A 17,791-nucleotide genomic window follows, 5' to 3' on the forward strand; every position below is an offset into this window, starting at 1 on the left:
CGCGGCGCGTTGCCGATCATGGTACCCCGGGGCGTCCGGACAGTCGCGCGTGTTACTTGCCTTGCGCAGCGGCTCCGGCGTCCGATGCAGGCGCGGCAGCGGCCGTATCCGCCCCGCGCCCGCCGCCGAGCGTCGCCGGATTGACCGGCGGATTGCCCATCGCCTGGAAGAGGGCCGCCGTATCGGAAAGCCGCGTGCCGCGATAGCGGATTTCGTCGAGCCGCGCGTTACGCCATTGCTGCTCGCTTTGGCGCACCGCGTACCACGGCACCGCGCCCAGTTTGTAGCGGGCGTTGGTGTCCTCGTAGACGCCTTGCGCCGTGCGCGCCGAGGTACTGGCCGCTTCGAGGGCCTGGGCGTCGTGATCGAGCGCGGCGAGACGGTCGGCGACGTCCTGGAACGCGGTGAGCACCGTCTGCTTATAGGTGTCGTTGGCCGCTTCGTAGGACTGCAGCGCCGCGCGCCGCTGCGCGACGAGTGCGCCGCCGTGGAAGATCGGCTGCGAAAGCGAAGCACCGACCGCCCACAGCGCCCCCGCGCCGGAAGTCACGACCGGCCAGCTGAAGCCGCCCTGGCCGAGCGCTGCCGAAAGCGTGATGCTCGGGTACATCTGCGCGGTCGCGGCGCCGACGCCGGCTGCGGCCGCCTTGAGCGTGGCTTCGGCGGCTTCGATGTCGGGCCGCGTTCTCAGGAGTTCTGAAGGTATGACCACCGGGACCTGTGCGGGCAAGGTCAGGCTGGCGAGATCGAGGTCGGGCGGCGCCTGGTCGGGTGTGCGGCCGATCAGCACGGCCAGCGCATGGCGCTGTGCGACCCATTGCTGACGTAGCCCCGGCAGGCTCGCCGCGAGAGACGCCGCGCTCTGCTGCGCGCTGAGCAGATCGGTGCGCGAGGCCGAGCCGAGCGCGTAGCGCTTTTGCACGTCGTCGGCCTGCGCATTGGCTAGAGCGATCAGCTGCTGGGTCGTGTCGATCTGCGCATGCAGCGTCGCTGCGCCGAGCGCGCTCGCCACGATGTTCGCCGCGAGCGCGCGCTGCGCGGCCTCGAACTGGAACGCCTGCACGTTCACGCGCGAGGCGAGCGCCGCGTTGTTCAGGCGGGTCGCGCCGAACACGTCGAAGGTATAGCGAACGTCGATCAAGCCCGCGAAAATCGCGTACTGCAGCTGGTCGATGCCGAACTGCGGGATCGCGGGTTGCTGCTGGCGTTGCGCAATGCCGATGGCGTCGACGGTCGGCAGCAGCGAGCTGCCGATCTGGCCGCGCAACTGCTCGCGCGCGGCCTGCAGGTTGTGGTCGGCCGCCGCGAGGTCCGGGCTGTTGGCGAGCCCCTCGTTCACGAGCGCATCGAGCGCGTCGGAGCCGTAGAGCGTCCACCATTGCGGCACCGGTTGCGCGCCCGTCACGAACTGCTGCGCGACGCCCTGGGCGGCGACCGTCTGTGCCGGTTGCGCCTGCGCGCCGTAGTGCTCGGGCTGCGGCATGGGGGGCGGCTCGCCGCTCGGGCCCAGCGCGCAGCCGGCCAGCGCAAGCGCGACGCATGCGGCGAGCCAGCCCGGCGCGAGCGGAAAACGTGTTGCGCGCAAACGCGGCGTTTCGCGCGCGCCCGGCGCCAATGTCGAAGAATCCGTCTTCATGATGCCTGTTCCGGCGTGTTGCCGGTCTCGTCGGTCTCGCTGCTGCGCACGCGGAACGCGGCCGCGTAAGCCGCGGGCAGGAAGAACAGCGTGAGCACGGTCGCAATCGTGATGCCGCCCATCAGCGCCGTGGCCATCGGTCCGAAGAAGTTCGAACGCAAGAGCGGAATGAGCGCGAGCACGGCGGCCGCGGCGGTCAGCATGATCGGCCGGAAGCGGCGCACCGTTGCGCCCACCACGGCGTCGAAGCGCTGGTGCCCGGCGCGGATATCCGTTTCGATCTGATCCACGAGGATCACCGAGTTGCGCATGATGATCCCGAACATGGCGATCACGCCGAGCATGGCCACGAAACCGAACGGCTGGCCGAACACGAGCAGGGCGATCACCACGCCGATCAGACCGAGCGGTGCGGTCAGCACGACCATCAGCACGCGCGTGATGCTTTGCAGCTGGATCATGAGCAGCGTGAGTACGGCGATGGCGAGCACCGGCAACTGCGCGAAGATGGACGCCTGGCCCTTCGCGCTTTCCTCCACGGAGCCGCCCACCTCGATGTGGTAGCCAGGAGGCAGCGCGCGCTTGATGGACTCCAGTTTGCCGTCGAGCGCATGCGTGACGTCGATGCCCTGCGCGCCCGCTCGCACGTCGGACTGCACGGTGATCGTGGGCTGCCGGTCGCGCGACCAGATCACGCCGTACTCCAGATCGTTGGCGAGATGACCGAGCGCACCGAGCGGCACCGGGCCGTTGGGCGTGGGCATGGCGAGCGTGAGCAGGCGTGCGGGATCGACACGTTCGGCCGCGGGCGAGCGCAGATCGACGCTGATGAGCTTGTCGCGCTCGCGAAACTGCGTGACGGTATAGCCCGAGTACGTCATCTGCAGAAAGTTGGCGATGTCCTGCGACGAGACATTGAGCGCGCGCGCCTTTTGCTGGTCGATCTGGAAGTGCAGCGAGCGTCCCGCCGGTTCGTCCCAGTCGAAGCTGACGTTCTCGGTGCGCGCATCGGCACGCATCGTCGCCGCCACCTTGTTCGCGATGTCGCGCACGGTCGGGATATCGTCGCCGCTTACGCGGAACTGCACGGGGTAGCCGACCGGCGGCCCGTTCTCGAGCCGCGACAGACGCGTACGGATGGCCGGGAACGTGTCGCGCAGCATCGGTTCGAGCCAGCTTGCGAGCTTCTCGCGGTCTTCGACCGACTTCGCCGTGATCACGAACTGCGCAAAATTGGGCTGCTGCAACTGCTGATCGAGCGGCAGATAGAAGCGCGGCGCGCCGGTGCCGACGAAATCGATGAAATGGTCGATCTCGGGGCGGCCCTTGAGCGCCGCTTCGAGCCGCTTCGTCTGGCGCAGCGTCGCATCGATCGAGGCGCTTTCGGGCAGACGCACGTCCACGAGCAATTCGGGCCGGTCGGAACTCGGGAAGAACTGCTGCGGCACGAGCCTGAAGCACGCCAGCGCGGCCACGAACAGCGCAATGGTCAGTACGAGCACGATGGCATGGCGCTCGATGCACCAGCCGATCCAGCCGCGCAGGCGCCGATAGAATCGCGTGTCGTAGATCTCGTGCTCGTGATCCTCGCCATGTGCGGCGTTCGCCCCATCCGGCTCGGGCTTGCGTTCCGGCAGCAGCCGGTAGCCCAGCAGCGGAATCAGCACGACGGCCGCGAACCACGAGGCGATCAGCGCGATGGCGGACACCTGGAAGATCGAGCGCGTGTATTCGCCGGTGCTCGACCTCGCGAGCACGATGGGCAGGAAGCCCGAAACGGTGACGAGCGTGCCGGTCAGCATCGGGAACGCGGTGCTGGTGTAGGCGAATGCGGCGGCGCGCGTGCGGTTCCAGCCCTGCGCGAGCTTCACCGCCATCATCTCGACGGAAATGATGGCGTCGTCCACGAGCAGGCCGAGCGCGAGCACGAGCGTGCCGAGCGAAACCTTGTGCAGACCGATGCCGAAGAGGGACATCGCGAGCGAGGTGACGGCGAGCACGACCGGAATGGTGATGACGACCACCATGCCCGTGCGCACGCCCAGAGAAACGAGGCTCACGAGCAGCACGATGCCCACGGCCTCGGCCACGGCTTCGACGAAGTCGTCCACCGAGCGCGCCACCGCATCGGGCATGCTCGACACCTCCACGAGCTTCAGGCCCGCAGGAAGTTGCGCACGCAACTGATCGACGCGCGCATCGAGCGCCTTGCCGAGGCGGATCACGTCGCCGCCCGGCTGCATCGTGAGGCCGATGCCGAGCACGGCCTGATTCTGGAAACGCATTTGCGTGGCGAGCGGTTCGTCGTAGCCGCGCCGGATCGTGGCGATGTCGCCGAGCCGGAACGTGCGGCCGTTCACGCGGATCAGCGTATCGGCGATTGCGTTGAGATCCTCGTACTGGCCGCTCGGGCGCACGAACACGCGGTCGTCGGCGGTCGTGAGCGTGCCCGCGGCGGACACGCTGTTCTGCGCGCCGATCACCTGGCCGAGCTGTGTGGGCGAGATGCCGAGGCGGGTGAGCCGCGTGTTCGGAATCTCGATGTAGATGCGCTGCTGCGGGTCGCCGAAATAGTCGACCTTGCCGACGTCGGGCACGCGCAGCAGCTGCTCGCGCAGCTTGTCCGCGTAGTCGTGCAGTTGCGCGGGCGAAAAGCCGTCGCCCTCCAGCGCGTAGATGTTGGTGTAGACGTCGCCGAACTCGTCGTTGAAGAACGGCCCTTGCACGCCCTGGGGCAGGGTGTAGGCGATGTCGCCGACCTTCTTGCGCACCTGGTACCAGGTCTCGCGCACCTCGCTCACCGGTGCGGAGTCCTTCATCGTGAAGAACACGAGCGATTCGCCGGGCCGCGAATAGCTACGCAGAAAGTCGATATAAGGCGTTTCCTGCAGCTTGCGGCCAATGCGGTTCGTCACCTGGTCCTCGACCTGGCGCGCGGTGGCGCCTGGCCAGAAGGTCTGGATCACCATCACGCGGAACGTGAAGGGCGGGTCTTCCGATTGCGCAAGACGCGTATAGGCTAGCGCGCCGAAGATCGTTGCGAGTACGACGAGAAAGGTCACGAGCGCCCGATGCCGAAGCGCCCACGCCGACAGGTTGAAGCGGCCCTCTTCGTGACCGGCGCCTCGCCCCGGGCCTGCCATCCGGCTCATGACGCGAAGTCCTCGGGGTGCAGCGGCGCGACCGGGCGCACCTGCTCGCCCGCGTGGACCGTATGGACGCCTTGCAGCACGATGCGCTCGCCGTCCTGCAATCCGTTCGCCACGGTGATCGTGCGCGCGTCATAGCGCGCGATGCTCACGCGCCGAAGCTGCAGCACGTTGTCGGGCGCATGTATGACCCAGATGGCGGGCGCTTCGCCGTCGTGGAAGAGCGCGGTGGCCGGCACGGTAAACGCGGCCGGCGCGCTGGCCTCGCTCGGGGCCGCGAACGCCACGTTGGCGGTCATGCCGAGACGCACGTCGGCATCGGGATGTTCGAGCGTGAGCCTCGCGCGCCACGTGCGGCTTTGCGGGTCCGCCGCGGCGGCGAGTTCGCGCAGGCGCGCCGTGTAGTGCCGGCCGGGCAGGGCGCCGAGCGTGACCTGCGCGGTGTCGCCCGTGCGCAGCGCGGCCAGGGCGCGCTCGGGCAGGTCGCATACCACGTCGATGTCGCCGCTCCACGCGAGCTGGTAGACGGCCTGGCCGGCCTGCACATTCTGGCCGGTGTCGGCGTTTTCGGCGGTGATGACGCCCGCGTGATCGGCGACGATCTGCGTGTAGCGCAACTGGTTCTTTGCCAGCGCGAATTGCTGCTGCGCCTGATCGCGCTGGGCTGCGGCCGAGGCGTACGCATCCTGCGTCTGCTCGAGTTGCGCGCGGGCGATGAGATTGGCCGCCGACTGGGCCGTGTCGCGATCGAGCTGCTGCTTCGCGAAGACGAGGCGATGCTGCGCAGCGTCTAATTGGGCCTGCGCGCTGGCTGCATTCTTTTCGAAGTCCGCCGGATCGAGCCGCGCTAGCGTCTCGCCCGGCTTGACGCTGTCGCCAAGGCGCACGCTGCGCTCGATGATCTTGCCGTTCACGCGAAACGAAAGCGGAGTCGCGTTGCGCGCCTCGATATCGCCGGGATAGGCGGGGCTCACGCCGCCGCCGTCGGGGTGCACGGTCATCGAGACGACCGGGCGCGGCTGCGGCGGCGGCGCCTTTTGCTGGCCGCACGCGGCCAGCGCGACAACGCCGAGCACGAGAACCACACTCGCGGCATGCCGCCACGGCGCGCTGAACTTTCCGGTACCACTGCGCATCCTGCTCGATGCGCCACGACCGCAACGATTCACCTGGACCTCGATAGGCTGGGTGCGCACGCAGACCGCAATACCGCCAGACCGGTTGCGCCGCCGTTGAGTCGCGGGCGCGGCGCGGCTCGCGCACCGGCCCGGACCCGGGATGATGAGCCGGATTCTAATACAACCTTGTATCTGAGTGCGGAACTGAATCCGAAGAATGTTTCAGTGCTAGACTCGCGTCAATCCGTGACACATAACGACGCCCTCACGCCATGAAGCGCATTCGTCTCACCCGCGAACAAAGCCGCGACCAGACGCGCGAGCGCCTGCTCGACGCGGCGCAGGCCATGTTCATGAAAAAAGGGTTCGTGGGCGCGAGCGTCGAGGACATCGCGCATGCGGCGGGGTACACGCGCGGCGCGTTCTACTCGAACTTCGCGGGCAAGTCGGACCTGCTCGTGGAATTGCTGCGGCGCGATCACGAAGCCATGCAGACCGACTTGCGCGCGATCTTCGAGACCGAGGTCTCGCGCGAACAGATGGAGGCGCGCGTGCTCTCCTACTACAGCCGCATGCCACAGGACAACAAGGTCTTCCTGCTGTGGGTGGAAGCGAGGCTGCTGGCTGCGCGCGACGCACGCTTTCGCACGCGCTACAACGCCTTCATGAAGGAAAAGCGCGAGCGTCTTGCCGTGTACATCGAGGAATTTGCGGCGCGCCTGGGCATGCCGCCGCCGCTCGATCCCGAATTGCTCGCGCTCGGGCTGATGGGGTTGTGCGACGGGGTGCAGTTTCTCGCCATGGCCGACCCGCAGCATGTCACGCCGCCAGTCGTCGAAACCGTGCTGGGGACCTTTTTCGCGCGAGTGGTGTTCGGCCGCGACGCGTGAGTTCCGCGCGCGCGCAGCCCGCGACCCGCGTGCTTCAGGAGCCGAGGCCAGGGCCGTAGTTGCTGCCGATCAGCCGCGTAACGGACGCGACGTCCTGATAATCCTGCTCGGGCATGCCGTCGAGGATGGCGAGCACCTCGTTGCTGGCGCCGGCATCGCGCGCGGCGTCCACGAGTTCGTCCTTGTTGGCGGGCCAGCGCACTTCGCGCAGTACGTCGGCGAATTGCAGGTCGATGGGTTCGTCGGGAATGCGGGAGGCTGACATGCGTGGCGTCCTTTGCGCGGGCGGCCGGCGTTGGCGGTCCGCGTCGTCGTCTCGTTTGTTGTGCGGATTGTTGTTCGGATTTTGCGGCGTCGCGCGTCGCTTTGTTTGGCTCGGCCTAACGGCGCGCCGTGCTTCTTGCACTGCGACCCGGCAAGGTACGTTCGCAAGCCTGTTATTGGCGTGAACAGGCCTTAGCATACACAATCCGCCTCGCACGCCTTCGCGGCGTGCGCACGCGCTGCTCATTTGCCGCTCATGCGCCACTTTTCTTTGCCGCTTGTTCGCAAACGGAAGTCTCGCTCAGGCTCAGGTCTGCTCGTGCAGGTCCGGGCTTAGCGTCTTGTCCAGCCGATGCGACCTGGGCAGCGTGAGGTACTCCCAGTGTTGCGGACCGTTCGCGGCCGCGGGCACATTGGGGGCGGGGGGCGCCACGGGGGCGTCGTAGGCGTGGGACTGTCCACTTGCGAGCGGGATATGCGCGCTGGCCTGGGCGAGTGGTGATTCCTGCGCGGTGCGTACCGGAGCGGCGAAGCATGACGCCGACAACAGCACGGTGGTCATCAGTGTCGAGGTTTTCATCGCTCGACCTCCTTTCTCATGCGGCCCACAGGTCGCAGCAAGCGCCGTACCGCATCCGCCAGCGTGGGTGGCGGCGCAGGCAGCCGCGCCAGCCGGGGCGGCCCGGCGCGCCGCTACGCGAAGGCGCAACGAGCCGCCTGGACGGCTCATGTGCGCGAGGCGCATACGGAATTACCATAATGGCAGGAAATCCGCCGACGCGTCTCGAACGCGCGTGCTTTTTTTCCGGCGCCGCCGTTATGCGGCATTACAGCGAGGGCCTGCGCAGCGCCTCGAAGCGCGTCCAGGGCCACGAGGGGCGGTCGCGCATATAGCCGTTGAGCCAGTTCCATTGCGGATGGCGCTGCATGAACGCCTGAGCGTCGAACGGGCGACCGCACGGATGGCCCCAGCGTGCCCAGAACGACAGATCGCGCGCCATTTCGCTGTCGACCACCTTGCCGTCGTTCGCACCCCATGGGTTGAACGGCCCGTGGTCCGCGCCGCCGAAGCGCGCGTCGTCGAGTTCGAGATGGCCGCAGATCGTGCGCGAGCACGGGTTGTCGCTGCGCTCGAGGTAGACGTCGTGATGGTCCGCGATCATCGCCTTGGCGAGTTCGGCGTCGATCGCGCCGCGGTGCTCCTGCGCGAGCTGCATGAAGCGCAGGCGGCGCGCGCCGTTGCGGCGCACGTCAGTGTAGTCGTCGGCTTCGCCGGTGCATTCCTGGTTGCGGATCTTGAGGTCCGTGGCCGTGTTGAAACCGCTGTAGAAGCCATCTTTCGTGCTCTCGAAGCCCGCGTGCTGCAGGCCCAGTTCATAGCGCGCGATCTCGCCCGTCCGGGTGTCGCCGAGAAGCCAGCTGTTCACATAGCCTGCGTTGTTCGCCTGCGCGAACATCTCGCACCACTGCGCGATGTTCGATGCATACTGCGTCGCCCGACGCGAGCGATAGAACTCGGGGGCCCCGTTCGCGCGGTAGCCGACGAAGTTCGAGATGGTCGTCTCCGTCACCATCAGGCCCGCGCCGTTGATCCAGAAGTCGGTGAGGCTCGAGATGCAGCCGGGCAGGCCCTGCATGAGAATGCGGTGCCCCGACTCGGGCACGATATCGAACACGACGTTGAAGGCGTCGCCGGCCGCATAGCGGTCCCACGAATTGTGCGCCATGACGATGCGGCCGTCGCGCGTCGCGCTGCCCGTGGCGATAAAGGCGCTGCAGTGGTGGCCGCGCCGCCCGCGCCACGGGCGCACCGCGCTCGGCCCCTGGGTCCCCTGCTGCGCGGCAACATGAACCGGCCACCAGCTCTGCAGCAGGTCCATGTAGCCGTTCCAGGCGAGCACTTCGGCGAACTTGAGACCGGCGCCGTCGGCGATGCCCTGGATCTCGTCCGCGAATTCGGTGTCGAGGCGCGGCGCGAATTGCACGATCGCCGCCTGGATGAAGGTGTCGAAGTCCTCGCCCGTGTCCCATTTCGCGAGGTAGCGCGCGGTGCGGATCGCGTTGCGGATTTCGTTGGCGAGCAATTTGCCGTGCTGCTCGCCGCGATCGTAAGGCTCGCCCTGCAAGTGCACGAATATCCAGCCCGCGTGGTCGCGGCGTACGGCTTCGAGGGAGGGTTCGCTCATCTTCGCTCCGGTCATCCCCGCGTCGATTCTTGCTGCCTCTATGCGCGCGTCGGCGCGCAGGCGCACAGCGCGTTTCCCTCCAGTCTAGAAAATCCGCTGCGCTTTGCCACGCGCCTCGCGCGCGGCCTGGCCTACCGCTGCGCGTTCATGCGCTGATAGGCGTCCAGCAGCGAAGTCTTGTACACCACGCCCGCGAGCGTCGGCTCGCGCGTACTTTCGACGACGGGCAGGCGCTCGCCCTGGAATGACATGAAGTGCTGCAGGCCGACGGCGAGCGGCATGTCGGGAGTCAGCACGTCGAACGTCGGCTTCAGGTAGTCGCGGGCGTGCTTGTTCGCGGTATCGCGCTTTTGCAGCAGGTCCGAAGTGATGTCGGCCAGCGCGACCGCGCCGAGAAAGCGCCCGGTCTCGTCGGTCACATAGAGGTACTTGACGGGATATTCGAGGAACACGCGCGTCATCTCCTGCACCGTGGCGCTCTCCAGCACCACAGTCTGCGCGGGGCGCACCAGCTCGCGCATCTGCGTCATGCGCAGGCGCAGGCGCTCTGCCTCCTCGCGGTTGCGATGCAGCGTGATCTCATACATCGACGCCTTGCCGATCGCGCGCGCGACGAAATAGGCAACCACGCACGAGAGCATGAGCGGCAGCACCACCTGGTAGCTCAGCGTCATCTCGAAGATCATCAGGATCGCCATGAGCGGCGCCTGGGTCGCGCCCGCGAGGAACGCGCCCATGCCCACCATCGCGTAGGCGTACGACGCGGAGGTGCTGTCGGGCCAGAGCGCGTGCATGCCCTGGCCGAACAGGCAGCCGAGCACGGCGCCCATGAAGAGCGTCGGCGTAAACACGCCGCCCACGGCGCCCGAGCCGACCGTCGCGGCGGTCGCGATGAGCTTGAAGACGAGCACCGTGGCGAGCGCCGTCCAGGTCCACGGCGAATGGAGAATGGAGTTCACGACGCTATAGCCGTTGCCCCACACCTCGGGTGTCCACACCGAGAGGATGCCGACCACGAGGCCGCCGAGTGCGAGCCGCACGGGCAGCGGCGCGTTCAGGCGGCCAAAGCCCTTTTTCGCGGTGGCCATCATCATGAGGAACTGCGGGGCGAGTGCGCCGCACAGCAGGCCGAGCGCCACGAAGAGGAGGACCTCGACGCCCGTCACCGGCGGGAACACGGGCATCTCATAAGGCGGCTTGTAGCCCGCGAACTCGCGCATGGTGATGTTGGCGACGACCGAAGAGACGACGATCGGCCCGAAGCTTTCCATGACGATGGAGCCGAGCACGATTTCGGTTACGAAGAAGGCGCCCGCGATGGGTGCGTTGTATGCCGACGTGATACCGGCCGCCGCACCGCACGCGACGAGCAGGCGCAGCCGCGGCGGATCGAAGTGGACCCAGCGGCCGATCAGCGAGGCGGCGAGGGCGGCGAGCTGCACCATCGGGCCTTCGCGGCCGATCGAGCCGCCGCTCGCGATCGTGAAGAGCGACGAGAGGCTGCGCCAGATGCTCGTGCCCACCGGCATGACGCCGTCGCCGATCGCCACCGCCTCGATGTAGTCGGCGTGCATCGCCTTGCCGTTACTGCCGGGCGCCTTGCGCTGCGCGAGCAGCAGCAGGCATCCCGCGATGAAGCCGCCTGCGGCCGGCATCCAGATGCGCCGGTGCCACGGCAGGTGGCGCGCCATCTCGACGAGGCTGCCTTCGCTACCCGTGAAAAGCATCTGCACATGCGCGATGCCCTCGCGAAAGATCACGGTCGCAAACGCGCCCGCCACGCCGACGATGACCGACCAGATCAGCATCGTATGGGCGTCGGACAGGCGAAAGAGATCGCGGGCGCGGGTGCGCAGTTTCAGCAGGAATGACAGCACGGCGGGCGGGCCAGGTTACAGGTGAAAGAAAGCCGCGCGTGCGCAGGGCGCGACGTGCGGCGGCAAGCATAACGGGTGCGCGGCGGCAATGGCGCGCCGCGTGCACGAAACCGGGCGGCGGCAGACGCCTCCCACGGTCCGCGCGCATTCAGCGCATGGCCCGGTCGAGTTCGGGGTAGTGCCGGAAGATGCCCGTTTCGTTGAACGGCAGCCGCCGCTCCGAGTCGAGATAGGCGGCAATATTCGGGCGCTTCGCCACGGCGTCGCGCAGCGCGATGACATGCGGGTAGTGATCCGCGAAATGCTTCGTCGCTTTGGGAAACGCGTAGCGCAGGCCCTCGACGATCTGAAACATCGACAGATCGACATAGGTGAGCGCGTTGCCCACCATGTGGCGCGGGCCGTCGGGATTCTGCGCGAGCACGCGCTCGAAATAGCTCATGAATTTCGGAATGCGATGCGCGATGAAATCCGCCGAGCGCGCTTTCGCTGCGTCCTTCTGGTCCTCGTAGTAGAGCCCGCTCGCGATCGGATGATGCGTGTCGTGCGCCTCGGTCACGAGGTCCGCGATCGTCAGCTGCAAGCCGTTCGCGACGATGCGCAGGCGCTCGTCGCGCGGCGCGAGCTTGAGCTTCGGGCCGAGATAGAACAGGATATTGGCGGTTTGCGGCACGATCAGGTCGCCGTCCTTGAGGAAGGGCGGGGCGTACGGCGGATACGGCTCGTCGCCCTCCAGTTCGCCCATCATCGCGCCGATGCCGAGGCCGTCCTTCTTCTCGCCGCGCGCGACGTCCACGTAAGGCGCCTGCGCTTCTTCCAGCGCGAGCCGCACGAATTCGCCCCGGCCCTGCAGACCGTCCCAGTAATAGAGCTCGTATGCCATCGGTCGTCCCCTTGCGTTCATGGCCGTGCTCGCCACGGCCTGCGCGGCCGCTGCCCACGCAACGGGCAGCAGCGCACAGTATCGCTCGCAACGCTCGCGCCTGGTTCGCGCGTGGCGTGCGCCCGCGAGATGGCGCAAGGGCGCCGCGCGCAGAAACGCAAAAGGCCCCGCCGCAGGCGGAGCCGGTGGCCGGGAGTACCGGCGCGCAGGGGATCGGGTCGGAGCGCGCGGCTCTCGGGCGCCGGGTCATCCGAACAGGCGCTGCACGCCCCAGGTGATCGCGAGACCGCCGCCGACCAGCCAGAGGTAGATGATGAAACCGGCGGTCAGCGCCCGCGGGCCGGCCTGTCGAATCTGCGAGACGCGCGTTTCGATGCCGAGCGCCGTCATCGCCATGGTGAGCGCGAAGGTGTCGAGCGTGTTGACCGCGTGGGTGGCCGTTTCGGGCAGCACGTGGAGCGAATTCACGATCACGAGGGCGAGGAAGCCAAGCGCGAACCAGGGCACCGCGAGCTTGCGTGCGCCGCCGTGGCTGGCATGGCCGCCGGCCGTCGCCTTGCTGCGCGCCGCGCGGTTGAGCCACACGCCGAGCACGAGCAGCACGGGCACGAGCAGCATCACGCGCGTCATCTTGACGATGGTGGCGATGTGCGTGGCCTCCGGGCTCACATTGCTCGCCGCGCCCACCACCTGCGCGACCTCATGAATCGTGCCGCCGAAAAAGAGCCCGGCGCCGAGCGTATCGAGATGCAGCCAGCCTGCGCGGAACAGCACCGGATAGAGGAACATCGAAAGCGTGCCGAACAGCACGACGCTGCCCACGGCCATGGCGCTCTTGTGCGGCTTCGATTGCAGCGTGGATTCGAAGGCGAGCACGGCCGCCGCGCCGCAGATCGCACTGCCGGCCGCCGTGAGAATGGCCGTATCGCGGTCGAGCTTGAGGAGCTTCATGCCGACCCAGGTGCCGATCACGAGCGTGCTCACGACGATCACGACCGATTCGACGAGCCCCGGCACGCCGACCTGGGCGATTTCCTGCAGGCTCACGCGCAGCCCGAAGAACGCCACGGCGATGCGCAGCAGCTTGCGCGCAGAGAAGTTCACGCCGGCGGCCCAGCTTTCGGGCATGCCGTCGCGCAATGCATTGCCATAGATGGCGCCCGCGACGATGCCGACGATCAGCGGGCTCATACCGAGCCCGGCGATGGCGGGCAGCGAAGCGACGCTGGTGACGGCTGCCGCGAAGAGCGCGACGAACAATACGCCGTTGAGCTGCCCGCGGGTGGACGGCAACGAATGCGCAAGACTGGGTGTGGACATGACGGCCTCTCTACCGGGCGAGCCGGTCGAAAAATGGGGTAGCGAACAGGTCGCTATCGAATGGCCTAATCCTAATTTAGATATATCGATATGAAAAATCGTGATTTTTGAAGTAATATATAGGACAACACGATGGTTTTCCCTGATGACCCCGGAACAACTGATAACTTTCGCCGCAGTCGCCGAGCACCTCAATATCAGTCGAGCTGCCCTGGCCTTGCATTTGTCGCAACCGGCCGTTTCGGGCCAGTTGCGGCTGCTGCAGGACGAGATCGGCGAGCCGCTGTATCAGCGCGACGGCCGGGGTGTGCGGCTCACGCCCACGGGCGAACAGCTCGCAGGCTACGCCGCGCGCCTGCGCGACACCTGGCGCGACGCGCTCGCCTACCGTGATGCGTTGCGCGGCCTCGAGCGCGGTACGCTGCGTATCGGCGCGACCACTACGCCCGCGAGCTACCGGTTGCCGTATCTGGTGGCGCGATTCCACGGCCGCTATCCGCAGGTCAAGCTCGAAACGTCGAGCGGGAATACGACGGATATCGTGAGCATGCTCGGCGCGGTCGATATCGCGCTGATCGAGGGGCCGGTAGGTGAGCAGTTGCCGCCGGATACCGCCGTGCATCCCTGGCACGAGGACGAAATCGTCGCGATCGTGCCGCGCTCGCACGCGCTTGCGTCGCAGCTCGACGCGCAAGGGGAGATGCGTGCACCGATGCCGGCCATCACGGTGGAAGCGCTCGCACAGTGGCCCCTCGTCCTGCGCGAGGATGGCTCGGGCGTGCGCCAGGTGGTCGAGCGCGCGTTCGCGCGCGCAGGCGTGCCCATGCGCGTGGCGCTGGAGATCGCAGGCGTGGAGGGCGTGAAGGAGGCGGTGCGGGCGGGCATGGGCATCGGCTTCGTTTCGGCCATGTCGATGCATCACGAGAATGGCGCATTGCGGCAGATCAGTCTTGGCCCAGCACCGCTCGCGCGGCGCTTCTCGATCCTGGTGCCGCATGCGGGCGCGGCGTCGCGCGTCGCGCAGCGCTTCCTGGAGCTGTGCCTGGCCGACGTTCCAGGCGTCTGATCCACGCGACCCAGGGCAATCCAGAATGGCGGCCTGAGCGGCTAGCGCGCACTATCCGCTCTGATCACCGGCGCACAGGCGCTTTTTTTCGAGCTGGCTTTGGAACCGGTTCCAAGGAATGCAAGGTGCGTGACGGCAGGCAACAGGAAGACGGCAATGGCAGAAGTAGCAATCGTGGCGAGCGCGTTCGGCGCGCAGTCAATCTGGCGCGACGGTCACGCGGCATGGAGCCGGCCGGCGCGACGCGCGGGCGCGCAGGCGTTCGAGGTGCGGCGCGAGCTGATGCATGATGCCGACGCGCGGCCCGAAGCGCTGCGCGCGCTCGGAACGGCGCTCGCAGACGAGGGTTTGTGGCGCATCTGGTCCACGCCGGACGCGCTGTACGGCGAGGACGGCGCGCTCGACGAGGCGGCGCTTGGCGCCGCGCTCGCCGCGGGACGTGCGCTCGGTGCGCGGTTCGTGAAGCTGCAACTCGGCGGTTTCGCAGGCGACGCCAGCGCGGCGCGCCTCGCGAGCCTGCTCGAAGAACTGGGCGCACGCACGGGCGACACGGTTCACGCGAGCAACCGCCCGCGCGTCGTCGTCGAGAACGGCCAGCTCGAGCAGGGCGGGAAGCTCGACCAGTTCATCGGCCTCTTCAACGCGCTGCGCGATGGCGGCGCACGAGGCGTAATCGGCATGACGTTCGACATCGGCAACTGGCAATGGCCGGGCGAGCCGCCGCTGCTCGCCGCCGCCGCGCTCGCGCCTTACGTCGAATACATCCATTGCAAGGCCGTCGTGGGCGAGGGCGCGCGCCGCTTCGCCGCCGCGCCGGACGACGACGACACGCTGTGCCGCGCCGCGCTCGCGCTGCTGCCGACGCACGTGCCGCGCGGCATTGAGTTTCCGTTCGATCCGGCGCGCGTGGACGACGAAGCTGCGCATTACGTGGAGTGGCTCGCTGCCGCGTGACTGCCGCCTGGGTGCCGCGTGAAGCCGCGAAGCCGGGCCCCGGACTCCCCATACGATTCATCAGGAACGCATCTCATGACCGAAGCACTCGATGTCATCACCTACGGCGAAGCAATGGCGATGTTCGTCGCCACGGAGCCGGGGCCGCTCGCCCAGGTCGCGCATTTCACGAAGCGCGCGGCGGGTGCGGAGCTCAATGTTGCGACCGGCCTCGCGCGCCTCGGTTTCAAGGTGGGCTGGATGAGCCGCGTGGGCGACGATTCGTTCGGCCAGTTCGTGCGCGACGTGCTCGCGCACGAAGGCATCGACGCGCGCTGCGTCAGCACCGACACGCGCTTTCCGACCGGCTTTCAGCTCAAGTCGAAGAACGACGACGGCAGCGATCCCGCCGTCGAATATTTCCGCCGCGGCTCGGCGGCGAGCAAGCTCTCCGTTTGCGACTATCAGGCCGACTATGTGCTCGGCGCGCGCCATCTGCACCTGAGCGGGGTGGCGCCCGCGATCTCCTCGTCGTCGCGCCAACTGGCGTTCAAGCTGGCGCACGAGATGCGCGCCGCGGGCCGCACGATCTCGTTCGATCCGAATCTGCGTCCGACGCTCTGGGGCTCGCAAGCCGAAATGGTCGGCACGCTCAACGAACTCGCGAGCTTCGCGGACTGGGTGCTGCCCGGCGTCGGCGAAGGCCGCGTGCTGACGGGCTCGGACGACCCTCGAGCCATCGCGCAGTTCTATCTTGCGCGCGGCGCGCGCGGCGTGATCGTGAAGCTCGGCGCGCAGGGCGCGTACTACGCCACGGCCGAGGGCGGGCAGGGCAGCGTCGAGGCGCAGCGCGTGGAACACGTGGTCGACACTGTGGGCGCCGGCGACGGCTTCGCCGTCGGCGTGGTGAGCGCGCTGCTCGAAGGGCGGGAGCTTGCTGCGGCCGTCGCTCGCGGCAACCGCATCGGCGCATTGGCCGTACAGGTGATCGGCGACTCGGAAGGGTTGCCGACGCGCGCGCAACTCGATGCGCTAGAAGGCGCGCAGACGCAGGCTGCTGCGACAGCGGCCTAAGGGAACAAGGCGCGCCACGCCGGGCGCGGCGCGCCAAGTGACATGAACCCAGAGGGCGGCACCGGCAGGTACCGAGCCCCATTCAACTGGAGACACCGATGACCTCAACCTCGCTCGCACCGCGCCGCTGGTGGGCAATCATGCCGATCGTGTTCATCACGTACAGCCTCGCCTATCTCGACCGCGCCAACTACGGCTTCGCCGCGGCGGCCGGCATCAACCGCGATCTCGGCATCAGTCCGGGGCTCTCGTCGCTGATCGGCGCGCTGTTCTTCCTCGGCTACTTCTTCTTCCAGTTGCCGGGCGCCGTGTATGCGGAGCGCCGCAGCGTGCGCACGCTCGTGTTCGCGAGCCTCGTGCTGTGGGGCGGCTGCGCCGCGCTCACGGGCGTCGTCACGAACATTCCGTCGCTCATGGCGATCCGTTTCGTGCTCGGCGTGGTCGAAGCCGCGGTGATGCCGGCCATGCTCATCTTCATCAGCAACTGGTTCACGAAGAAGGAGCGCTCGCGCGCCAACACGTTCCTGATCCTCGGCAATCCGGTCACGGTGCTGTGGATGTCGGTCGTCTCGGGCTATCTCGTGCACGCCTTCGGCTGGCGCCACATGTTCATCGCCGAAGGCGTGCCGGCTGTCGTGTGGGCCGTGTGCTGGTGGCTGCTCGTGCGCGACAGGCCCTCGCAGGTCAACTGGCTCTCCGGCGACGAAAAGCGCGCGCTCGACGCCGCAATGCGCGCCGAGCAGGCCGCCATCAAGCCGGTGCGCAACTACGCCGAGGCGTTCCGCACGCCTGCCGTGATGCTGCTCTCGGCGCAGTACTTCTGCTGGAGCATTGGCGTGTACGGCTTCGTGCTGTGGCTGCCCTCGATCGTGAAGAACGGCTCGGCGCTCGGCATGGTCGAAACGGGCTGGCTCTCCGCCGTGCCGTATCTCGCGGCGACCATCGCGATGCTCGCCGCCTCTTGGGCGTCGGACAAGCTCGACAATCGCCGCGGCTTCGTGTGGCCGTTCCTGCTGGTCGGCGCGCTGGCCTTCGCGGGTTCCTATGCGCTCGGCTCGACGCACTTCTGGATCTCCTACGCGCTGCTCGTGGTGGCGGGCGCGGCAATGTACGCGCCATATGGCCCGTTCTTCGCGATCGTGCCGGAACTGCTGCCGAAGAACGTGGCCGGCGGCGCGATGGCGCTCATCAACAGCATGGGCGCGCTCGGCTCGTTCGTCGGCTCCTATGTGGTCGGGTATCTGAATGGCGCGACGGGCTCGCCTGCGGCATCCTATGCGTTCATGAGCGCGGCGCTGCTCGTTTCGGTGGGCCTTATGCTAGCCGTCAGGCCGCAGCGCGCCGACGCCCGTGGTTATGCATCGCCGGCTCACGGAAAATAACCTCTCTTTTCTA

Annotated in this window: 14 protein-coding genes; 5 read left to right on the top strand and 9 right to left on the bottom strand. The window is 67.6% G+C overall.

Translation table 11 applies throughout. The features are described 5' to 3' along the window. Positions 1–52: 52 nt before the first annotated feature. The 3 genes from C7411_RS07910 to C7411_RS07920 are packed head-to-tail and all read right to left on the bottom strand — an operon-like array spanning position 53 to position 5,921. Entirely contained in the window at positions 53–1,636 is a 1,584-nt protein-coding gene (locus C7411_RS07910; protein ID WP_110384120.1) for an efflux transporter outer membrane subunit, read from the bottom strand. After that, positions 1,633–4,779 carry an efflux RND transporter permease subunit gene (locus tag C7411_RS07915; RefSeq protein WP_110384121.1) on the bottom strand — a complete coding sequence of 1,049 codons (3,147 nt, stop codon included), beginning with the start codon at positions 4,777–4,779 and terminating at the stop codon, positions 1,633–1,635. Before C7411_RS07915 ends, C7411_RS07910 begins: the two co-directional genes overlap by 4 nt. Before the next feature lie 5 nt (positions 4,780–4,784). Next, positions 4,785–5,921 (bottom strand): efflux RND transporter periplasmic adaptor subunit, encoded by a 1,137-nt coding sequence (locus tag C7411_RS07920; protein WP_110384122.1) that lies wholly within the window; start codon positions 5,919–5,921, stop codon positions 4,785–4,787. 254 nt (positions 5,922–6,175) lie between these two features. On the opposite strand from C7411_RS07920, the gene C7411_RS07925 reads away from it, so the two are divergent. After that, the gene (locus C7411_RS07925) at positions 6,176–6,793 is read left to right on the top strand and encodes a TetR/AcrR family transcriptional regulator (RefSeq protein ID WP_110384123.1); all 618 of its coding nucleotides are present in this window, start codon (positions 6,176–6,178) and stop codon (positions 6,791–6,793) included. Positions 6,794–6,827: 34 nt separating this feature from the next. Here the strand turns inward: C7411_RS07925 and C7411_RS07930 are convergent, their stop codons facing one another. The 6 genes from C7411_RS07930 to C7411_RS07960 all read right to left on the bottom strand — a co-directional run bounded on the left by C7411_RS07930 (position 6,828) and on the right by C7411_RS07960 (position 13,323). Further along, on the bottom strand, positions 6,828–7,058 hold the full coding sequence (locus C7411_RS07930; protein WP_110384124.1) for a DUF2795 domain-containing protein: 231 nt from the start codon (positions 7,056–7,058) through the stop codon (positions 6,828–6,830). 306 nt (positions 7,059–7,364) lie between these two features. Next, positions 7,365–7,637, bottom strand: a complete 273-nt coding sequence (locus tag C7411_RS07935; RefSeq protein WP_110384125.1) for a hypothetical protein — start codon at positions 7,635–7,637, stop codon at positions 7,365–7,367. A 247-nt stretch (positions 7,638–7,884) separates the two neighbouring features. Further along, complete coding sequence (locus C7411_RS07940) at positions 7,885–9,243, bottom strand: C45 family autoproteolytic acyltransferase/hydrolase (RefSeq protein WP_110384126.1); 1,359 nt, start codon at positions 9,241–9,243, stop codon at positions 7,885–7,887. Between the two features lie 131 nt (positions 9,244–9,374). Further along, positions 9,375–11,120 (bottom strand): ClcB-like voltage-gated chloride channel protein, encoded by a 1,746-nt coding sequence (locus C7411_RS07950; protein ID WP_110384128.1) that lies wholly within the window; start codon positions 11,118–11,120, stop codon positions 9,375–9,377. 148 nt (positions 11,121–11,268) lie between these two features. Next, the gene (locus tag C7411_RS07955) at positions 11,269–12,003 is read right to left on the bottom strand and encodes a glutathione S-transferase (RefSeq protein WP_110384129.1); all 735 of its coding nucleotides are present in this window, start codon (positions 12,001–12,003) and stop codon (positions 11,269–11,271) included. 246 nt (positions 12,004–12,249) lie between these two features. After that, the gene (locus tag C7411_RS07960; RefSeq protein WP_110384130.1) at positions 12,250–13,323 is read right to left on the bottom strand and encodes a YeiH family protein; all 1,074 of its coding nucleotides are present in this window, start codon (positions 13,321–13,323) and stop codon (positions 12,250–12,252) included. 145 nt (positions 13,324–13,468) lie between these two features. Here C7411_RS07960 and C7411_RS07965 point away from each other — a divergent pair, with 145 nt between their 5' ends. From C7411_RS07965 to C7411_RS07980, 4 genes are all read left to right on the top strand, one after another. After that, the gene (locus C7411_RS07965; protein ID WP_110384131.1) at positions 13,469–14,389 is read left to right on the top strand and encodes a LysR substrate-binding domain-containing protein; all 921 of its coding nucleotides are present in this window, start codon (positions 13,469–13,471) and stop codon (positions 14,387–14,389) included. Between the two features lie 156 nt (positions 14,390–14,545). Continuing rightward, a complete protein-coding gene (locus tag C7411_RS07970; protein WP_110384132.1) occupies positions 14,546–15,343 on the top strand; it encodes a TIM barrel protein in 798 nt (265 codons plus the stop codon). Positions 15,344–15,418: 75 nt separating this feature from the next. Then, positions 15,419–16,396, top strand: a complete 978-nt coding sequence (locus C7411_RS07975; RefSeq protein ID WP_110384133.1) for a sugar kinase — start codon at positions 15,419–15,421, stop codon at positions 16,394–16,396. A gap of 98 nt (positions 16,397–16,494) precedes the next feature. Beyond that, positions 16,495–17,778 carry an MFS transporter gene (locus C7411_RS07980; protein ID WP_110384134.1) on the top strand — a complete coding sequence of 428 codons (1,284 nt, stop codon included), beginning with the start codon at positions 16,495–16,497 and terminating at the stop codon, positions 17,776–17,778. Positions 17,779–17,791: the final 13 nt, after the last annotated feature.

It is taken from the genome of Paraburkholderia silvatlantica (genome assembly GCF_003096715.1).
In the GTDB taxonomy this organism is placed as follows: domain Bacteria; phylum Pseudomonadota; class Gammaproteobacteria; order Burkholderiales; family Burkholderiaceae; genus Paraburkholderia; species Paraburkholderia silvatlantica.

What these genes read in the sequence shown, in the direction of transcription:
- C7411_RS07940 (WP_110384126.1), bottom strand. Translation starts at nt 9,243, where the DNA reads ATGAGCGAACCCTCCCTCGAAGCCGTACGCCGCGACCACGCGGGCTGG.
- C7411_RS07935 (WP_110384125.1), bottom strand. Translation starts at nt 7,637, where the DNA reads ATGAAAACCTCGACACTGATGACCACCGTGCTGTTGTCGGCGTCATGC.
- C7411_RS07920 (WP_110384122.1), bottom strand. Translation starts at nt 5,921, where the DNA reads ATGCGCAGTGGTACCGGAAAGTTCAGCGCGCCGTGGCGGCATGCCGCG.
- C7411_RS07975 (WP_110384133.1), top strand. Translation starts at nt 15,419, where the DNA reads ATGACCGAAGCACTCGATGTCATCACCTACGGCGAAGCAATGGCGATG.
- C7411_RS07915 (WP_110384121.1), bottom strand. Translation starts at nt 4,779, where the DNA reads ATGGCAGGCCCGGGGCGAGGCGCCGGTCACGAAGAGGGCCGCTTCAAC.
- C7411_RS07910 (WP_110384120.1), bottom strand. Translation starts at nt 1,636, where the DNA reads ATGAAGACGGATTCTTCGACATTGGCGCCGGGCGCGCGCGAAACGCCG.
- C7411_RS07925 (WP_110384123.1), top strand. Translation starts at nt 6,176, where the DNA reads ATGAAGCGCATTCGTCTCACCCGCGAACAAAGCCGCGACCAGACGCGC.
- C7411_RS07955 (WP_110384129.1), bottom strand. Translation starts at nt 12,003, where the DNA reads ATGGCATACGAGCTCTATTACTGGGACGGTCTGCAGGGCCGGGGCGAA.
- C7411_RS07980 (WP_110384134.1), top strand. Translation starts at nt 16,495, where the DNA reads ATGACCTCAACCTCGCTCGCACCGCGCCGCTGGTGGGCAATCATGCCG.
- C7411_RS07965 (WP_110384131.1), top strand. Translation starts at nt 13,469, where the DNA reads ATGACCCCGGAACAACTGATAACTTTCGCCGCAGTCGCCGAGCACCTC.
- C7411_RS07960 (WP_110384130.1), bottom strand. Translation starts at nt 13,323, where the DNA reads ATGTCCACACCCAGTCTTGCGCATTCGTTGCCGTCCACCCGCGGGCAG.
- C7411_RS07930 (WP_110384124.1), bottom strand. Translation starts at nt 7,058, where the DNA reads ATGTCAGCCTCCCGCATTCCCGACGAACCCATCGACCTGCAATTCGCC.
- C7411_RS07970 (WP_110384132.1), top strand. Translation starts at nt 14,546, where the DNA reads ATGGCAGAAGTAGCAATCGTGGCGAGCGCGTTCGGCGCGCAGTCAATC.